Source organism: Algibacillus agarilyticus (genome assembly GCF_003286125.1).
In the GTDB taxonomy this organism is placed as follows: domain Bacteria; phylum Pseudomonadota; class Gammaproteobacteria; order Enterobacterales; family Alteromonadaceae; genus Algibacillus; species Algibacillus agarilyticus.
In genome coordinates this window covers 1-17,719 of the sequence record NZ_QMED01000053.1, presented here as the reverse complement: position 1 = coordinate 17,719, position 17,719 = coordinate 1, and the positions used below count along the sequence as shown (strand labels likewise).

The 17,719-nt window shown below is 38.8% G+C and carries 14 protein-coding genes and 1 pseudogene; 6 read left to right on the top strand and 9 right to left on the bottom strand.

The annotated features are described in order from the left end of the window. The 3 genes and pseudogenes from DPX34_RS21080 to DPX34_RS21070 form a co-directional block, all read right to left on the bottom strand. A pseudogene (locus DPX34_RS21080) lies at positions 1-296 on the bottom strand (hypothetical protein); the annotation flags it as partial. Between the two features lie 176 nt (positions 297-472). Beyond that, entirely contained in the window at positions 473-1,600 is a 1,128-nt protein-coding gene (locus DPX34_RS21075; RefSeq protein ID WP_111980396.1) for a hypothetical protein, read from the bottom strand. A gap of 124 nt (positions 1,601-1,724) precedes the next feature. Next, a complete protein-coding gene (locus DPX34_RS21070) occupies positions 1,725-1,973 on the bottom strand; it encodes a hypothetical protein (RefSeq protein WP_111980395.1) in 249 nt (82 codons plus the stop codon). Positions 1,974-2,779: 806 nt separating this feature from the next. Here DPX34_RS21070 and DPX34_RS21060 point away from each other — a divergent pair. Beyond that, positions 2,780-4,186, top strand: a complete 1,407-nt coding sequence (locus DPX34_RS21060) for a cytochrome-c peroxidase (RefSeq protein ID WP_111980394.1) — start codon at positions 2,780-2,782, stop codon at positions 4,184-4,186. A 484-nt stretch (positions 4,187-4,670) separates the two neighbouring features. Here DPX34_RS21060 and DPX34_RS21055 read toward each other — a convergent pair whose 3' ends face one another. Together DPX34_RS21055 and DPX34_RS21050 are read right to left on the bottom strand one after the other, a co-directional pair. Then, on the bottom strand, positions 4,671-6,119 hold the full coding sequence (locus DPX34_RS21055; protein WP_111980393.1) for an amidohydrolase family protein: 1,449 nt from the start codon (positions 6,117-6,119) through the stop codon (positions 4,671-4,673). A gap of 123 nt (positions 6,120-6,242) precedes the next feature. Continuing rightward, on the bottom strand, positions 6,243-7,301 hold the full coding sequence (locus DPX34_RS21050; RefSeq protein WP_157964815.1) for a helix-turn-helix domain-containing protein: 1,059 nt from the start codon (positions 7,299-7,301) through the stop codon (positions 6,243-6,245). A 309-nt stretch (positions 7,302-7,610) separates the two neighbouring features. On the opposite strand from DPX34_RS21050, the gene DPX34_RS22155 reads away from it, so the two are divergent. Then, a complete protein-coding gene (locus DPX34_RS22155; protein WP_232824829.1) occupies positions 7,611-7,859 on the top strand; it encodes a hypothetical protein in 249 nt (82 codons plus the stop codon). A 591-nt stretch (positions 7,860-8,450) separates the two neighbouring features. On the opposite strand, the gene DPX34_RS21040 is transcribed toward DPX34_RS22155, so the two are convergent. Further along, positions 8,451-9,440 carry a zinc-dependent alcohol dehydrogenase family protein gene (locus DPX34_RS21040; protein WP_111980391.1) on the bottom strand — a complete coding sequence of 330 codons (990 nt, stop codon included), beginning with the start codon at positions 9,438-9,440 and terminating at the stop codon, positions 8,451-8,453. Between the two features lie 135 nt (positions 9,441-9,575). On the opposite strand from DPX34_RS21040, the gene DPX34_RS21035 reads away from it, so the two are divergent. Then, complete coding sequence (locus tag DPX34_RS21035) at positions 9,576-10,469, top strand: LysR family transcriptional regulator (RefSeq protein ID WP_111980390.1); 894 nt, start codon at positions 9,576-9,578, stop codon at positions 10,467-10,469. Positions 10,470-10,670: 201 nt separating this feature from the next. Continuing rightward, positions 10,671-11,630 carry a 2OG-Fe(II) oxygenase family protein gene (locus tag DPX34_RS21030; protein ID WP_111980389.1) on the top strand — a complete coding sequence of 320 codons (960 nt, stop codon included), beginning with the start codon at positions 10,671-10,673 and terminating at the stop codon, positions 11,628-11,630. 170 nt (positions 11,631-11,800) lie between these two features. Here DPX34_RS21030 and DPX34_RS21025 read toward each other — a convergent pair whose 3' ends face one another. Beyond that, positions 11,801-12,676 (bottom strand): DUF4437 domain-containing protein, encoded by an 876-nt coding sequence (locus DPX34_RS21025; protein WP_111980388.1) that lies wholly within the window; start codon positions 12,674-12,676, stop codon positions 11,801-11,803. Positions 12,677-12,708: 32 nt separating this feature from the next. Continuing rightward, positions 12,709-13,557, bottom strand: a complete 849-nt coding sequence (locus DPX34_RS21020) for an SDR family NAD(P)-dependent oxidoreductase (protein WP_111980387.1) — start codon at positions 13,555-13,557, stop codon at positions 12,709-12,711. A 601-nt stretch (positions 13,558-14,158) separates the two neighbouring features. Between DPX34_RS21020 and DPX34_RS21015 the strand changes: the two genes are divergently transcribed. Next, complete coding sequence (locus tag DPX34_RS21015) at positions 14,159-16,492, top strand: TonB-dependent receptor (RefSeq protein WP_111980386.1); 2,334 nt, start codon at positions 14,159-14,161, stop codon at positions 16,490-16,492. Positions 16,493-16,517: 25 nt separating this feature from the next. Further along, complete coding sequence (locus DPX34_RS21010) at positions 16,518-17,198, top strand: Fe2+-dependent dioxygenase (protein WP_111980385.1); 681 nt, start codon at positions 16,518-16,520, stop codon at positions 17,196-17,198. 205 nt (positions 17,199-17,403) lie between these two features. On the opposite strand, the gene DPX34_RS22150 is transcribed toward DPX34_RS21010, so the two are convergent. Next, positions 17,404-17,719 (bottom strand): hypothetical protein (locus DPX34_RS22150; protein ID WP_232824828.1); only part of this gene is annotated, 316 nt, incomplete at its 5' end.

Here is a 17,719-nt window from a genome sequence, read left to right as displayed (position 1 = left end):
ACCATTTCAAAACACTGCTGCATAAAATCACGACACTGTTCTTTTTTTAGCTGATTATGAAAAGGTTTGTAGCGAATGGGCATGCCACTAATGGCTTGGTACTTTCGATGAATATCAGCCAAATTAGCTTTGGATTGGCAACCTAGCGTATCAATCACTGCGAGTAATAAATGGTAAGGGTTAAATTGGCGACTGCGCTCAACCAATTTCACGCTTCTGGCAATTGAAAAAAGTGTCTTGGGAGCAAAAATTGATTGGATTTTATCTGTCAAAGTCGTAAGGTTCATTGTCTTCATGTTTGTTTGTCTTTTATCAGTTTTAGCGAACCAATAAGATCACAAATTGAACATGAAAACACCTCTTTTTTCTTAAGATCCTACATATGAAGTCTGTTTTAACCCGCCTTACTGCGTTTAACACTGATGTGAAAATTTCAAAACGCGACTTCAAGGTTCACTTGCGTTATCTACACTTAAAGGTCGCAAGCGGCATCGTTTTGCAGCACACTAAAATATTGAATCGGTCCATTTAAAATATTTTCACCTTGCTCGATAAACAGTACGGCAATGGAACCATCACCGCGACGAAATATATTAGGTTTTGCAACATGGCCAATGCTCTGATCAGCAATTAGATATTCTTTGCCTAATTTGCCAGCAGGGCTCACACAACGCCGCCATAGTGACCAATGGCCGGGTTCTCGATTGAAGCCATGGCTGTAATAAAGGTCGATATTGCCGTCTTTTCGTAAAAACGGCACAGCATCATGAACACTATGTACTGCACTCGACATGATCTGTTCAGTTTGCCAAGACTGGCCTTTATCATGAGATATCTTGTAACGCGACTTTATCACCCGACGCATTTTGCCATTTGGTTTTAATTCGCCAGTATTAAATGAGCGCTGGTAAGTGTAAATTAACGAACCCGAAGCGAATTGGTTTATCGCGGGCATAAACCCCGTTTTATTTAGCGTATCGCGTGTTTCAAAATCAATACCATTATCACTAACCGCTAACCCTAAACCACAACACTTATTTTTCCTGTAAACCAGATAGTACAACCCATTATCGTAGTAAATATATGGCCAACTTAAGCCTCTTAATCCATCATTAATCGCTACTTTTGTGATATCAGTAAGCTCGGCATTAGGTTGCAAACGGCCTTTCATTATTGTGGCGGAACCCGTTTTCAATTCGGCTGAAACCGTAAAATAAAGCCATTGCTCACCATCGACCGACGTTAAGCCAGACAACGATGTGAATGTATTATTTGGCAGCGATTCAATAGTAGAAATGGCTTTAGATTGCATGGGGGGTTGCCCAGAAATAGGCAGTTCACTCACTCGTATCGACATTTTTTTATAATGAAAACCATGAATTTTATGAAAAAACACAAATGATTTATTACCTAGCTCCACATATATCGATCGCGAATTGAAATGCTCCCGACTATCTAAAGCGATTTTACTTGCTTGAATCTCTGCCACTTCACTTGACTGCACTAAGCAAGAAAAAAACACCAATATTAACGACGCAAGCAACCTCACTACTTTTAAATACTGATTAAATAAAAAGCATTTCATATTTAAGTAATTCATGGTGTATTTCCTTATACCAATTTTTAATAACGGCATTTACGCTCTGGCGGTGGTTTCACCAATGTTTTTATTGAGACAAGCACTCGAATTTTTGCCAGATGTTTTTTAATACGCAAAAAATATATCACTCATCGCTCGAAAACAACACACTACCACTATAATAAACCGAAGTTTGGTTATCATTATTTATACTACCAAAAGGATAGCGAATACCGATGCCAACATAGTCAGAGTTGACCGACAAATGCATAAAGTCATAGCCTAGTTGGAAGCTCTCTGAAATAGTCACATAACTGACATACCAACCACTTTGAAGTTTACCGCCCAAGTTTAAACCGATAGATGTATCATCATTGTTTGAACTTTTACCCACGGATGTAGTCGTGTGGTACGGATGTTTGAGTCGTGTAGGACAGGCATCATTAACCTACCAATTTAGCTCGGCGCATTGCCTATCCCGCATGGTTACAACCTTGTAAACCGGTTTAGCCACGCAGTGGCGTAAGCCGGATAACTGAAAACGCCACATAATATGTATCAAATAATGGAACCTTACGCCACTTAGTGGCTAAAGCACCCTACCTAAAAATAGTTTGGTTTAATCCACGGTAGGCGGCACCCAAGTCTGTTTTAACAGGCCTTAGTGTGTTAATACTGATGTGTAATTTCAAGGCGCGACCCCGAAATTCTTATGCTTTTCTATTTGCCCGCTTGTATTTTGATTGGTATTCGCGTCGCTGTTTTGTAACTTCGTAGAGTACTATGCCTCTAGTTGTTGCTAAATTTAAACTTTCAATTAAACCGAACATTAGAATGGAAATACATAAATAGTCGTGTAGGACAGGTACCCAACCGCGTCTGCGCACATGACTTTGAATGGGTGTCCTGTTTGTTGCTGCTAGTGGGCCCAAATAATGGCTCTCGGTTTTTCCGATTAAACCATTCCTAATCAATAACTAACAAATGAGATTATTTATTGATTGTTTGAGCTGATTTTAAATAAATACCTAAAGGTCATTGTAATTTTTGTGTTATATAGCATACCTGATTTAAAAGTCTGTCGCCAAGGTGTCTTATTAAAGATGCAGCAGATATTTCCAAACAACTTGAAAAACAATATTCAAGTTGGAAGTTAAATCTAAAAATTAACAATAATATATCTACGGATAGGGATTAGTCATGAAAAACACATTACGTAATACTTTGGTTACCAGTATATCACTTGCCTTACTCGCTGCTTGTTCAAACGACAGCTCAGATAATAATCAAACTGACGAACCAACACCAACTCAAATATTAGTTAAAACCATCGAAACAGCCAATACATCAGGTACTTCGGCATTTGCTCTTCCTGCAAGTGACGATTTTTCTAACATACCGCAAGATCCCAACAACCTAGTAACAGCGGAGAAAGTAGCATTAGGCCAAATGCTATACCACGAAACAGGTATAGCAACCGCTGGGGTTCATACTGACTTAACTGGAACTTGGTCTTGTGCAAGCTGTCACCATGCCGACGCTGGTTTTAAAGCCGGAGTAACGCAAGGTATGGGTGAAGGTGGTAGCGGATTTGGTACTACTGGTGTCGAGCGTATCTTAGCTGACGGCTTTGATAAAGCATCAGAAGATCCTGCCTTTGTACCGGATGTCCAACCATTCACATCACCTGCTGTATTAAATGTGGCATTCCAAGAAGTTATGTTATGGAATGGTCAATTTGGTAGCATGGAAGGTGGCATAGTAAACACCGGTTTGGCCGATGATGTACTTGCAACACCTGGAACGCCTAAAGCTGAAAACGTACGTCAATTAGCGGGTATCGAAATTCAAGCTATCGCTGGTACAGCTGTTCACCGCTTAAACATGACTGACAACTCTGTGTTACAAACAAACGATGAGTACGTTATGATGTTTGAAGCGGCTTATCCTGATGGAAGTGATGATGTATTAGAAGATGCAGGTAAAGCTATTGCAGCCTATGAACGTACTATTTTAGCAAACCAAGCACCTTTCCAATTATGGTTAAACGGTGATGAAACAGCAATGACAGAAGATGAAATTGCTGGGGCAACATTATTCTTCGGCAAAGCTAACTGTGTAAGTTGTCATACCGGCCCTGCGTTAAGCTCTGCACTGAATGCAACTGAAAGTGAAATGTTCATGGCTATCGGGTTTGCAGATTTCGATCCAAATAACCCACAGGTTACCGGTACTGTATCTGATGCAGACGCAAGAGGCCGTGGTGGTTTCACTGGTGAAATAGCAGATAACTTTAAATTTAAAATACCTCAACTATACAATTTAGCAGATACAAACATATTTGGTCACGGTGCAAGCTTTACCAGTGTTCGTGACGTAATAGCTTATAAAAACACTGCGGTTCCACAAAAAGTAATTCCAATGGGAGCGCTTGATAGTCGATTTGTTCCACTTGGTCTAACAGAAGAAGAAATTGATCAATTAACGACGTTTCTTGAAAATGGACTTTATGATCCTGAGTTAGGTAGATACAAACCAGCTGCATTACCTACAGGTGCCTGTTTCCCTGTTGCAGACGATCAATCAATACTTGATCTTAGCTGTTAATAAAGTTTTAAAAACGTAAAAGTGCGGTATATCTGATGATATACCGCACTTTTAATATTGTTACTTTTTAAATGACTAACACCAACTAAAAGAAAACTATCTCATCTTCAATCACTTCGCTTTCTGTTGGCTTTAACTTTCCTAATTTAATATTTATCCCATCTACTAATCAGGACATCCAAGCGTACCAATCAGGTAAAATCACACTAACTTCGTTGAAAAACGCTACAGACCATTGCTAACAAACACAATCGAGCGATTAGCTAAAAATGATTAATACCAAGCTTACAAAGGCGTGTAGTGGAGTCGTGTGGGACGGAGTCGTGCGGGACAGATCATTAACCTCCCGATTTAGCTCGGCGCACTGCCTGTCCGCGCTTATGGTTATGCAACAAAAAATCGTGTGGGACTGCATCATTAACCCTACCGATTTAGCTCGGCACGCTGCCTGTCCCACATGAGTATTTTACTCTTTAACAGTGAGTTAATAGATGAAAAATCGAATAAGTAAATCTTCAAGTAAATTAATTATACTCCAATAATAACTGTCTGTATTTTTAGCTTCAATTCGAAGACGTTTAAGTTGTTTTTTATCTAGCCACTGGCCACTTTTAACAACAGCATAAGGAGTTCTAAGTGCTTTTATTTCGTCTAGCGGGTTTTCAGTAACTAACACCAAATCAGCAATTTTTCCTATTTCTATGCTGCCATAGTCTTGTTCTATTGATAAGGTTTGTGCGGCATTAATTGTTGCGGCTTTGAGTATTTCAAAATTTGATACCCCTGATTGTTGTAATAACTTCATTTCATTATGAGTGGATAGACCCGGAAGGCTATACATAGTACCGGCATCAGAGCCTACCAGAATTTTCACTTTATTTTCATGCAGTACTTTCACTATATAGGATAAAAACTTTTGTTTTTCTAAGTGATAGGTACTTTGCTTTTTATTATCCTTTAACCAACGTGATACGGTGAAATGACTTTGGATATCAAAATACAGTGGATTTAAATAATCCAACTCCAAGCTATTGATAAATTTATCTTTGCCGTTACTAAGCTGAGTTAAATGATCGAACGTTGCTAAAGTTGGAACTACTGGTACATTAGATTGTTTGATTTTTCGCGCAATAATTTCTAATGCTTCTTTATTATACTCATAGTTTAAAGGCCCCTGAAAAATATCCTCTACGTGCTCTAAAGATTGTAAACCTTCTAGGTAGCTCCAGTCCGAACCTCTAGCGGGATGAGGACCATGTTTTGCGACTCGAATATCAATTATTTTAGCTTCATCAATAATAGCTTCAAAAATTTTAGGCTCAAGATAACCATATACTTTTATAAAATCGTAACCACTTGCTTTAGCTATATGAACTGCGTCTCTACCTTGTTGTGGAGACAGTATTTTTTGATTGAGTGCATGAGAGCCTTTTCCAGCCAAAATCGGTGAACTCAAATAGAGGTTACTACCTAACCACTCTTTATTTTTTAATTCTTCACGCCATCGTAAATGCATATTCATGCCATTTAAATTACGCACACTAGTTACGCCATAAGCAAGATTAAGGGTTAAATATTTTCTATCGTATATATGCACATGCATATCAAACAAACCCGGCGTTACGTAAGTATTATTACCATCAATTTCTCGGATGTTACTTCTTACCGAAGAATTCGCCTTGTTAATAGCCGTTATTCGTCCATTTTGAATAACTAATTGCCTATTATTGAGGATCCTATTTTCTTTGACCATGACAATATTGACGTTATTAATCGCTAAGCCATCACTATTATTTACTGGCATTAAGCCTGCTGGCTTTGAAAAGTTTAATGAAAAAATGGAAAGAATTATAATTTTCGCTAAAAGTAAAAACAAAATAGTGGTAGTGAAGAGAAGTTTTTTTATTGGCTTATTAAATGGCAATATTTTCATGATTGCTCCTGTGATATTGAATGAGCAATAATTTACAGAAGGTTATAAAAAAAACGTCCTATATCGTGATAATACACTTAGTTGTACATTGAAATTAACATAACAAATTGTATTTATTGAACTTTAATTTAAATGTTTTTTCATAAACTGTGTTGGCGTTATTCCTGTTTCTCTTTTAAAGATCAAATTAAAACTAGATTTTGAGCTAAAACCAACATCAAAAGCCATATCGAGAATTGAAAATTTAGTGTTATTTTTGCAGAGTAACTTATCTTTTAAGTCTTCAACTCTAAACTTATTTATGTAATCACAGAAATTGCAATTTGCCCCCTGATTAATTGCTCGTGAAATTTCACGAGTATTCAAACCTGTTTCTTTGGCAAGATCATTTAATGATAAACGGCTTTTATGGTGCAATGATTTTTCTTTAATAATGCGCTCTAAGCTCATAAATATTGTTTTACTGAATTCTTCATTTTTTAAAGCATCACTCTCTAACGCGTCTTTTTCTTGCATTTTTTTATCTAAATGTTCGTACGTACTCATACAGTTAAATAATATAGGGTAATTTACGGCCTTAAAAATCAGGTAGCTAATTAATAGTAAAATAGCGCTATTCTCGAATAACTGCCCTGCTAAATTTAGTTCTATAGTGATGTTGGGTTGCAGGTTTAGCCTAAGTAAATCAAGTACACCTAACAATAATAAAGTTAAAAGAACTTTTATTAGCCAAAAAAGTTGGAGTGAATCAGCATCAGATCTCATTGAGAACGAAGCTTTATGGTAAAAAGAAATAATTTTGATTGACAGGCACGCATAAAATAATTGGCTTAATGTGCCTAATGCAATAACCAATTGCGGCCACTGAGTGAAAGCTAAAGCAAATAACATAGGGCATAAATGGATCAATCGTTTTTTAGTGACTTGCTGTTCTGAATAAACTAATTGATAAACAAAAAAATAAAATAAGGGTCCTTTACCAAGAAGGAAAATTGGAGTGACTAGGTAGTAATCTCTAGTTCCTGCCAATTCTTCAGCTAAGTTAAAAACCATACCAAAGGCAGAAAATATTAATAAGTAACATAAGCCCCGATAACGTTTGTTTTGCCAGATGAGGCAAATACCAAATATCATCTGAAATACAAAAATAAATTGAACAACATTTGTTGGTTGAATTTCCATAATTTCTATTGGTTCACGCTGAGTATTAGCTCGACTAATCGCTATGGTTAATTGAAATTTTGATACTGACAATTCGCTAGAAACAAACTTAAATCGTACTCTAGAATATTTTATAATTCAATTAATGAAATCATCTAGGACAGCCACTGTAATTTTTTTAGCCGATCGCCATCGCTTACGACCGTTAATAAGGCGCGTAAGCAAACATGACTCGACTTCTTTCAGCGTCATAATTCACATTATGACGCTGTCAATCAGGCGCGGCTACTCAGTAAAAAAAATACATCTCCTTTAACAGAAGATGAAGGGGTGATTGTACCCAATCAATTACTCGTTGAAGTGCTGATAGTACAATTTAAAGTATTGCTCAAAAGCATTGACACGCTCGATAAACAAATAAAGAAAATGTACAAAGTTCAGGATGATAAAACTCTTTTTGATAGTTTACCGGGAGCGGGTCCACAATTAGCGCCACGTTTGTTAGTCGCCTTTATCGTAATAGAGAGCAGTGGAAAAAAACATGGACACACTGGCGATGCAGTGACCCTACCTTTTTAAGGCAAACCTTTGTGGAATGGGCTGGCTTTTCCATTCGCTATTCATTCTGGGCAAAAGCGTATTATGAATAGCACAAAAGTAAAGGTAAGCCACATTTTACCATCATCCGCGCATTAGCCTTCAAGTGAATAAGAATAGTATTTCGTTGTTGGAAAACGAACACGCCCTAAAATGAATCAGTCTACTTGGCCGCATTAAAAAAACGAGGTTCACCCCTGCTAATATTCGCCATCAATCATTGATTTTTTACTAGCTGTCCACCTCAGGGCGAGTTTTAAATGCGTTTACTCTGTGTTGCTCGAACTCAAAAGAGCACCACTATTCTTTCATTTAAGCGCATTTAAAATCTCGCCGAGTGGACACTTATTATTACGGATTGGTATTATATTGCCGTGTAAATTGCTCATATTCAAGTGCTTGTAAATCCATGACATTCTCAGTATTAGTCGTGTGGGACAGGCATCATTAACCTACCGATTTAGCTCGGCGCACAGACTGTCCCGCATGAGTATTGTCGTTCGAGTAAAAAATCGTTAAAAAACTCAAAAGTAAAATCAATAACTTAAGGTTATAAACAATTATTTATACGGCTTATACAGACACAACCACCTTACCCATAGCTTGGCGACTAGTTAAGCGATCATGCGCCTTACCTACTTCTTCTAGGTCAAAATGTTGTTTATCAACAATGGGCGTTAACTTGCCAGCATCAACCATTTCTGCCAACTTAGCTAAAATTTCACCATGCTGTTCGCGCTTATGGTTATGCAGCATAGGAATAAGCATAAAGACCACATGTAACGACAAGCCTTTAAAGTGTGCCGGTGTTAAATCGATTTCGGCCATAGAAACCGTAGTGGCAACTTGACCATTTAAAGCCGCAGCATCAAACGAGTTTAATAGGTTAGCACCGCCAATGGAGTCATAAACCACATCAAAACCTGCACCATCAGTATATTTAGCAACATAATCGGCAACGGTTTCTGTTTTGTAGTTAATAGCCGTTGCGCCAAGTTGCTCAATTAGATCAGATTGGGCATTACCGCTACCCGTAGCATAAACCTCAGCACCAAAGTAGTTAGCAATTTGCAGCGCTAAATGACCCACACCGCCAGCACCACCATGAACCAATACTTTTTTACCTTGGCTAACATTAGCGCGCACTAAACCTTCATACGCGGTAATACCCACTAACGGCATCGCTGCAGCTTCACGCATTGAAATAGATTTAGGTTTATGCGCAATTAATTTAACATCTGCCAGCATATATTCAGCTAACGCGCCCGGTAAATCGGCTAAACCGCCAGCGCAACCGTAAACCTCATCACCCACTGCATAGTCGGTTACACCCTCGCCTACAGATTCAACTGTACCGGCAAAATCCATGCCTAAAACACCGGGTAATGCAGGTGCTAATGGTGCGATATCTTCGCCCATTTGGCGGATCATGGTATCAACGGTATTAATACTAGTTGCCGCTACTTTAACAACAACATGGCCTGCTTTAACTGCTGGTTTTGCTATGTCGGCTGCTTCAAATACTTCGCTACCGCCAAATGCATTAATTATCATTGCTTTCATTATAATTTCCTTCTATTTGAATAAATGTTTCAAGTACGTCTTAAGTCAGGAAAGTATATTTACAAAACATACCTTTGATAATACACTCAAATAACGAATCAGTTTTTACTTTTTGTTAATAATAAGTGACGCACCATGAATAATGAACATCTAAGGCTTTTTGTCAGAATCGCGGTCACTCAAAATATCAGCATGGCAGGTAGCGAGTTAGATTTGTCGCCACCGGTTGCCAGTATGCATATTAACAAGCTTGAAGAAGCCTTAGGTGTAAAGTTAATTCATAGAACCACGCGAAAAGTATCGTTAACCGAAGAAGGCCGAGCGTTCTTACCCCACGCAGAAGAAGTTTTAAACGCTGTTGATAGCGCCAAAGCGTCGGTAGGCGCAGGCAGTTTTACTCCGCAAGGCACGATTAGAATAGCGGCACCGTCTTCGTTTGCTCGTATGCATATAGTGCCCGCATTAAAAGGCTTTGTTGAACAATACCCAGATTTGAAAGTCGATTTACGACAAAGTGACAGCATAGTTGATATGGTTGAAGGGGGCTTTGATATTGCCATTAGAAACGCATCATTAAACGATTCTACGTTAGTGGCTAGAAAACTTACCGCTGATCACCGTATTGTTTGTGCCTCCCCTGACTATATTAAACAACATGGTGAGCCTAAAACCCCGCAAGAGCTCAGTAACCATCAATGCATTACACTTTCAGGTTTAGATACTTGGGTATTTAACACGCCAGACGGATTAAAAAAAATAAAAGCCAAAGGCGCTATACGCATTGATAATGGTGAATCCATTAGAGATCTTTGTATTAATGGCGCAGGGTTAACCTTATGTTCGCTTTGGTGTGCTTATAAAGCGTTAAAAAAAGGCGAACTGGTAGAAGTGCTTAAAGACTACCCGTTAGAATCGAACACGGATATTTGGGCAGTTTACCCAAGCTCACGTTTGTTAGCCCCTAAAGTGCGTGCTTTTATTGATTACCTTAAATCTTACTATGGCGTTAAACCCTACTGGCTAGAGTAAAAAAATTAGGGTTTGCTTTTTATAGCGACAATAAATTAGCAGTTTTTACTACGCCTAATGATTATCTTTTATTGCGATCTTTATTATTAACAAAATATTAATACTGTATTACTAACTAGCTTATTTATTAACACATATCAATACAATAAGATCATTTCACCTAATGGGGAGCACTTCCCTAAAAAACATGGAGAAGGTGAAATGAATATAGCAAATACCATTAAAGAGAAAAAAACTAGCCCTTTAGCTGAGGCTCGCGCACTAGCATTGCCTTCTCGACAAGAGATGCTTACCCGTGCGCCATCAGTTCAATACTTTTGGGACAATAACAAAAAGCGACTTAGCCAAGCATGGCTTGAATGGGAAGAAGAAACTAAAGCCGACAATATCCAGAACAATAACAAGCTTACCGCTAAAACACAGTTAAGTGATTCGATTTTAGATGAAAAACTACGTGCAGCGGTTAATAACGCGTGGCAACAACCATCAACAGAAACAGCAGTAAGTGACTTATGGCAAGAAGCCGCGCCGGGTGTTTATAAAGCGCAGTTTTTTGATCCGACTCGCTTTGTCGAGTTGCGCGACTATTTACAACAAGCGGCAGCGTCTAACATTCCACTTAGACCACCTTATGGCATTGTACTTAATCGTAATGGCGCTAAGCTTGATCCGCGATCTGAAGGCTACCTTGCCGCGCCAAGTTTTCAAGATTTTTATCAGCAGTTACTAGATAAATACATGCGACCTATCGCTCGCTTATTGTTTCCAGAAGTAGTGGGCTTTGATACCCAAACCTTTGGTTTTTCAATTCAATGGCAAGCGGGAATGGACACCTCTTTAAGGCTGCACACCGATGCATCGGCAGTAACCATGAATGTAAACATGAACCTACCTGATGAGAAGTTTACAGGCTCAGAAATCGATTTTTACGATCCTGCCACAGGTAAATTCACTCGCTTGTCGTTTGAGCCCGGTACAGCCATGATCCACCGCGGTAATGTGGCTCATGCGGCACAACCAATTACCAGTGGCGAACGCTCAAACATCGTACTTTGGTTATATGGTATGCAAATACCACAAAATGATACCAAAGTGGCAATAGCCGCCGAACAACGTTGGACGGTACCAACAACAGCAAAAGACAATGTTGCACCGTTTTAAAGTTTCTTTAATGAGGTTAATTAGCGCCTTTACTAATTAATTAAGGCGTTAATTAAACGATTAACGTCTGCGAACAAAAACGCCAACTTAATAAGTTGGCGTTTTACGATCTGAATTCAGGTAATTTGTACAAGGTAAATTTTTGCTTATTGCCTGTAATGGGGTGCAAGTTAACGCACAGTAAAACGACCGTTAGTACGTATATAAATTATCGTCTGCTCAGACGAGGTTACTTGGTGGCTAAATGTGCCTTTAGAATAAAAATAACTGCCTGAGGTTAAATCGGTTACCGATTTTGCCTGCGCTGATTTAAGCTGAGCTGTTTGATACTGAACCGATCCCTTGATCACCACAACACGAAACTCATCAGCATCAACAGCTAATTCTCCAGAAAAGTCAGCAGGTAACTTAACTAAAGTCCCGCCTAATTCACCTGCAATTGTACTTCCCCACAAAGGAGAAACTTCAACTCCACTGTTTGGCTTCACAAAAGCGACATCATCACCTTTTAGCCAAACCATGTTACTTGTGTGAACATTAATCGGTTTTTCGCCGTTGTTGAACGACGCTTTACTCGGTTTAACTAAATAAGGGCCACTATCAATTTCTAAATAAATTAAGTTAGCTTGCCCTGAAGCTGCGGTAATATGATCTTCGCCGGCAGGTTGTGTCCAAAATGAACCTTGTGGTAACCACATTTCTGCGGCGTTAGGATCGTCATTATGCATTAAGCCATCAATAACAAGACCTCGATAAGAAACATTATGAATATGAGGTGGTGAATAAAAACCTTTGTTAAATTTAACCAACATACCCGTTGCAACGTTTTGCGTTCTGTCACCCCAAAGTTCTGCAGCACCTGGGCTTTTATCACCTCGCAGACGATTTAAATATCCCCACTTTATGTCGCTGGCTGTAACCACCGTTGAGCTTGCACTTTCAGCAGTATTTTCAGCTAACATGCTACTGGCAAATACGGCCGTGGAACTTAGCTGCAATGCTATTGCCGATAATACGACTGAACTTAACGTTTTTAAAATTTTCATTTTATATCTGGTTTTAATGTGATTTACGGTTATTAGTTGTCGCTAGTGACTTTATTGATAACTTGCTCGAGCACTTGAGTTAGCTCGGCAATTTTTTCAGGATTTAACGCGTCAGGATGTGGCGAAGAAAATTTTCCAATATCGTTATCAAAATACAGTCCTGTCGCGCTAGAAAACTCTTCAGACAAGGCTGCTCTCACTAAAATATCAGCACCAAGTTGTACATCACTCCCAGTCACACCATAAGCTTGTTCAACCATTTTGCTACCTAAAAATGATTTAGGGTTAATGGCAACAACCACCGGGCCTTTTTTACCTAAGGTTAAAGCTAACTGCCTAGACCACATCGTTAAGGCAAGCTTACTTTTGGCATGCACAGCACTATCAGATAACGTACTTGGCTTAAGTAACTCTTGTGCTGATAACGGCGCTTGCGCTGCTGAAGATAAGTTAATCACTCGGGCATTATCACCGAGTAAGGGTAATAATGCTTGGGTCAATAAATATGGCGCAATAGTATTCACCATAAAACGAACATCAAAATCGTCAGGGGTAATGGTTGCAGGCACAATAAATACACCCGCGTTATTAATGAGGGTATCAAGCTTATTGTGCTCTGCTTTGATTTTTTCCGCTAACGCCTTGGTTTCTGTCAAGCTCGACAAATCCGCTTGATAAGTAAAAACAAGCTCTGGCTTATCTGGGTTAGTTCCTGTTTTAGCTTCTGTTTTTACTAAAGCTAAAAGCTGCGTTTTAGCATCAGCAAGTTTAGCCTCACTTCTACCGTGCAGAAGTACTGTATGTCCCAGCTTCACCAGAGATTTAGCCGTAGCCAAACCAATACCATCGGTTGAGCCAGTGATTAAAATAGTCTTGTTCATCTGTATATCCATTTTAGAACGCCAAAATCCGCGCACTACCCTGCAGATAAATGACCTTATTTATGATGCATAATCGCCTAGGTAAAGCTTATACACTCACTTCAGCATGATACAAAATAGAATAAATCAGTTATGAGATATTGATAATACTGACAAACATATAATCAGTTTTAAGGTTTTGTTAATAATACTCGAAGAGATTGCAGCCCTTGTAACTTAGGTGCAATGACACAACCGAAGATATAAACCGGATCAACCTGTGGTACAGGTGGCGAAGGCTATGCTAACCAACGTAAATTTTAAGGAATAGAACCATGCTAAATTTAAAATTAACTTATCAAACACAATGAATCGTATGGGACAGTCATCGTTATCATCCTAACTAAAGATTTAAAATCAAATAAAATCATAGGCTTATTTCTGCCTATCTCGTATGAGTGTCATATGAATGATTAGTGTTTTTATAACATTTGGCAATAGTAAAGACAAAAAAACACAACAATCAAATGCAAATGATATTAGTTATCATTTGCATTACTTATTTTATTTAGATAAGATCACCTCATCTTTTAAACGTTTTCAAAAATAGAAAATCAACGACATGAAAATAGACACTCAAAAAAATAGATCAGCCCTAGGTGCACAAGCTGTAGCAGCGGCACTCGCTTTTGGCAGTACGTCAATTCATGCAGCGGAAAATACCGATGCTTGTGAAAAAAATTCAACGACTAGCTGTCATTCAAAAAAAATAAATCAATCAGAAGAAGCAATAGAACGGATTGCGGTTCACGGCGTTAAGAGTTCAGTTTATTTACACGAATCATCAGGTGATATACGTCGAGTAGCCGACTTAGTAGACACCCCACAAGTGATTACCGTTTTAACACAAGACCAACTTTTAGAAGCCGGTAAAACTGACCTGAAAGATATTTTAGCTGCTCAAGCAGGTGTTACGTTAGGTACAGGTGAAAATGGTAACGCATTTGGCGACCGTTATATTATCCGTGGCCACGAAGCTCGCAGTGATATATTTGTAGACGGTTTACGCGATCCAGGTATGACAACGCGTGAAAGTTTTGCTACAGAACGTGTTGAAATAACCAAAGGGCCAAGCTCAACCTTCGCAGGCCGAGGTTCATCTGGTGGTGCGGTCAACAGTGTCACTAAAAAAGCATCTGTTGCCTATAATTTAGGCCGTGTTGAAGCAGGCTTAGGCACTGATGAGTTTTCTCGTATTACGTTAGATTATAATTTACCGCTTTCAGATACATCTGCGATCCGTATCAATGCCTTAAAATCAGATAAAGATAAACCAGGCCGCGAAGGCATTTCAAGCGAAAGAACGGGCTTACAAATATCTGGCGTATATTTACCCACTTCAAAACTATCATTCACAGTTGACGGTTACTTTCTAGACGCCACTGACGTACCTGATTTAGGCAGTTACTTTGATAGTGCCACTCGAAAACCCGTTGCCGACATTCCAGTTTATGCTCAAGAGTCTGACTTTTTATCTTCTGAAGTGAAAACCCTAACATTACGCACAGAATATGAAGTGAATGATAATGTCACTTTATATAATGCAACTCGTATTGGCGAAACAGAAAACGGCTATATAACTACCGGCGCAAGAGGCACAACGCGAGCAGACTCAGATCCTGCTGCACCGGGAGCTGCAACGGTGAGTTTAAGCACTCATCAAGGTAACCAAAATGTAGATTATAAAAGCACCCAATTTAATTTATTTTTAAATACTGATGTATTAGGTTTTGAAAACAACTTTGTCTTTGGTCTTGAGTTTACCGACGAAAGTGTAGAAAACGGTGTTTACGATATTACCTATAACAACCCGACAAATTGCGTTACTTCAGGCCGTAGAGGTGATACTGATAGCTACTGTATTATCGATGCTTCTGGAAGCAAAGTTGGTAATATCAGTCAATTAATGGGTAGAACTTTTGTTGATGACTATGATGACGCTTCAATGAATATTGAAACGATTTCTGCATATATGATGGACACGGTACATTTAACTGAGCAACTTGATCTTTATTATGGCCTTAGGGTAGATAACTTTGACTATAGTAACGATACGATAAGACGCGGTACAGAAACGGCTTATGAATACTCTGACACGATGTACAATGGCAATATAGGTCTAATTTATGACCTTTCAAACAATGTTAATATTTATGCTAACTACAGCACAGCAACTAACATCAATGGTGGTGAATCTGACTTAGGTGCTAGCTGTGGATATGGTGGTGTATGTGGCACCGCAACTCAAGTACCTGATTCCGATCCTGAACGTGTTGAAAACGTAGAGTTAGGCACGAAGTTTATGGCGTTCGACGATAAGTTCATGTTCACAGCCTCTATTTTCCAAATTACCAAAAGTGATGTAATGGAAAGTGTGGGTGAAGATGACTACGCCGCACTAGGCACACTAAATACCGGCGAAAACAAAGTTAAAGGTATTGAGGTGGGTCTTGTTGGTGATATTACAGACGCCTTAAGTGTGCAATTTTCTGCCACATTAATGGATGCTGAAGTGATTGATTCTATTAATGAAAATAACATAGGTTTAACCTTAAGTAACTTTGCAGAAGACAGTGTCTATTTACAAGTTAGATATGAAATTAATGACGCGTTAGTCATTGGTGGCGATTATGCTTATCAAAGCGAAATGTATGCTGGTCAGCCAGACACAGCAGCGGGTTATGACAGTGAAAATAATCGTTACAGTATTGTTGTGCCTGATTACCAAGTAGTGAATTTATTTGCTAATTATTATGCAACAGACGCATTAACTTTTAGATTAAACATTGGTAACGCATTTGACGAAACCTATTACACTGCCGCCTATCGCAGTGGTGCATTTATGTATTTAGGTAATGCTAATAATGCTAAGCTAACAGCAACTTACGAGTTTTAATTACTCATAATGACAGGGTATAGCAATGATTGTTATCGAAAAAATATTATCAGAAGAAGAAGTGAACTATTATCGTCAACAGCTTACCAATGCGCCTTGGGGTGATGGTAGTGAAACGGCAATGGGCATGGCGGCTTCGGTAAAAAGTAACAGTCAAGCCGATGCAAATAATGAAAACGTAAACCAATTAGCGAACCAGTTACTGACTCGAATTGGTGAAACACCTAAAATTGTCTCGGCGGCTTTACCCGAAAAAATATTTCCCCCTTGCTTTAATCGATACAGTAAAACAGAGGAGTATGGATATCATGTTGACTCAGCGATTATGCGAATTCCAAATTCAGCTCAAGTGTTACGAAGCGACTTGTCGATGACAACTTTTTTAAGTGATCCTGAATCATACGACGGCGGTGAGTTAATTATTTCAACGGAATTTGGCCAACAACAAATCAAGTTACCGGCAGGATATGCCGTGCTTTACCCATCAAGTAGTTTGCATAAGGTAACCGCCGTTACCCGTGGCCAAAGAATGGCAGCGATCACTTGGATGCAAAGCATGATTTCAGAGACGAATATTCGACAAAACTTATATCAATTAGATCAAACGATTCAAAATTTAATTAAAGAAAACAACACATCAAGAGCAGAGCTAGATAATTTGCATAATGTTTACCATAACCTAATTCGTCAATTTGCAAAGGTGTAATATCATAATCAAGATGATAATGTTCATGCGGGACAGCAATCGATGCATAGTCGATGAACTTATTTAATATCAAATAAAATCAAAATCTTATGTATGCCTGTCTTACACAATCCTCTAGAAGCCTTGAAAAGTAAGGGTTCACCGCTCTTAAAATATGCGGTAGAAAGTAAAACTTAATGCTTGCTGTCCACCTCAGGGCGTGTTGTTAGCGCAAACCATGCTTTCTTAGTTTGTGCCACCTAATCCCTACGATGCTAGACACAAGCAACCAGATAAAAATATCGAAATACAAGCTAAATTGCTCGAAATTTACACCACTCCAATAACACTCTTCGTAGAAAATCATGGGAAAGCCAATATACCCGCACCCATCAGCTGGAATGCCGTTATCAAATATGAATGGTGCCAAATGAATCAAGCAAAAACATAAGGTGCTTCTTACGAAGCCGTCAGCGAATGCGGAATTTCCAATTTTAATGTTTAGTTTCAATCGCCGTAATTCCTCAAAGGCCGCTAACGCC

Excerpts from the sequence above, each read along its gene's own strand:
- DPX34_RS21075 (WP_111980396.1), bottom strand. The coding sequence starts at position 1,600 with ATGAATTACTTAAATATGAAATGCTTTTTATTTAATCAGTATTTAAAA.
- DPX34_RS21060 (WP_111980394.1), top strand. The coding sequence starts at position 2,780 with ATGAAAAACACATTACGTAATACTTTGGTTACCAGTATATCACTTGCC.
- DPX34_RS21055 (WP_111980393.1), bottom strand. The coding sequence starts at position 6,119 with ATGAAAATATTGCCATTTAATAAGCCAATAAAAAAACTTCTCTTCACT.
- DPX34_RS21050 (WP_157964815.1), bottom strand. The coding sequence starts at position 7,301 with ATGGAAATTCAACCAACAAATGTTGTTCAATTTATTTTTGTATTTCAG.
- DPX34_RS21040 (WP_111980391.1), bottom strand. The coding sequence starts at position 9,440 with ATGAAAGCAATGATAATTAATGCATTTGGCGGTAGCGAAGTATTTGAA.
- DPX34_RS21035 (WP_111980390.1), top strand. The coding sequence starts at position 9,576 with ATGAATAATGAACATCTAAGGCTTTTTGTCAGAATCGCGGTCACTCAA.
- DPX34_RS21030 (WP_111980389.1), top strand. The coding sequence starts at position 10,671 with ATGAATATAGCAAATACCATTAAAGAGAAAAAAACTAGCCCTTTAGCT.
- DPX34_RS21025 (WP_111980388.1), bottom strand. The coding sequence starts at position 12,676 with ATGAAAATTTTAAAAACGTTAAGTTCAGTCGTATTATCGGCAATAGCA.
- DPX34_RS21020 (WP_111980387.1), bottom strand. The coding sequence starts at position 13,557 with ATGAACAAGACTATTTTAATCACTGGCTCAACCGATGGTATTGGTTTG.
- DPX34_RS21015 (WP_111980386.1), top strand. The coding sequence starts at position 14,159 with ATGAAAATAGACACTCAAAAAAATAGATCAGCCCTAGGTGCACAAGCT.
- DPX34_RS21010 (WP_111980385.1), top strand. The coding sequence starts at position 16,518 with ATGATTGTTATCGAAAAAATATTATCAGAAGAAGAAGTGAACTATTAT.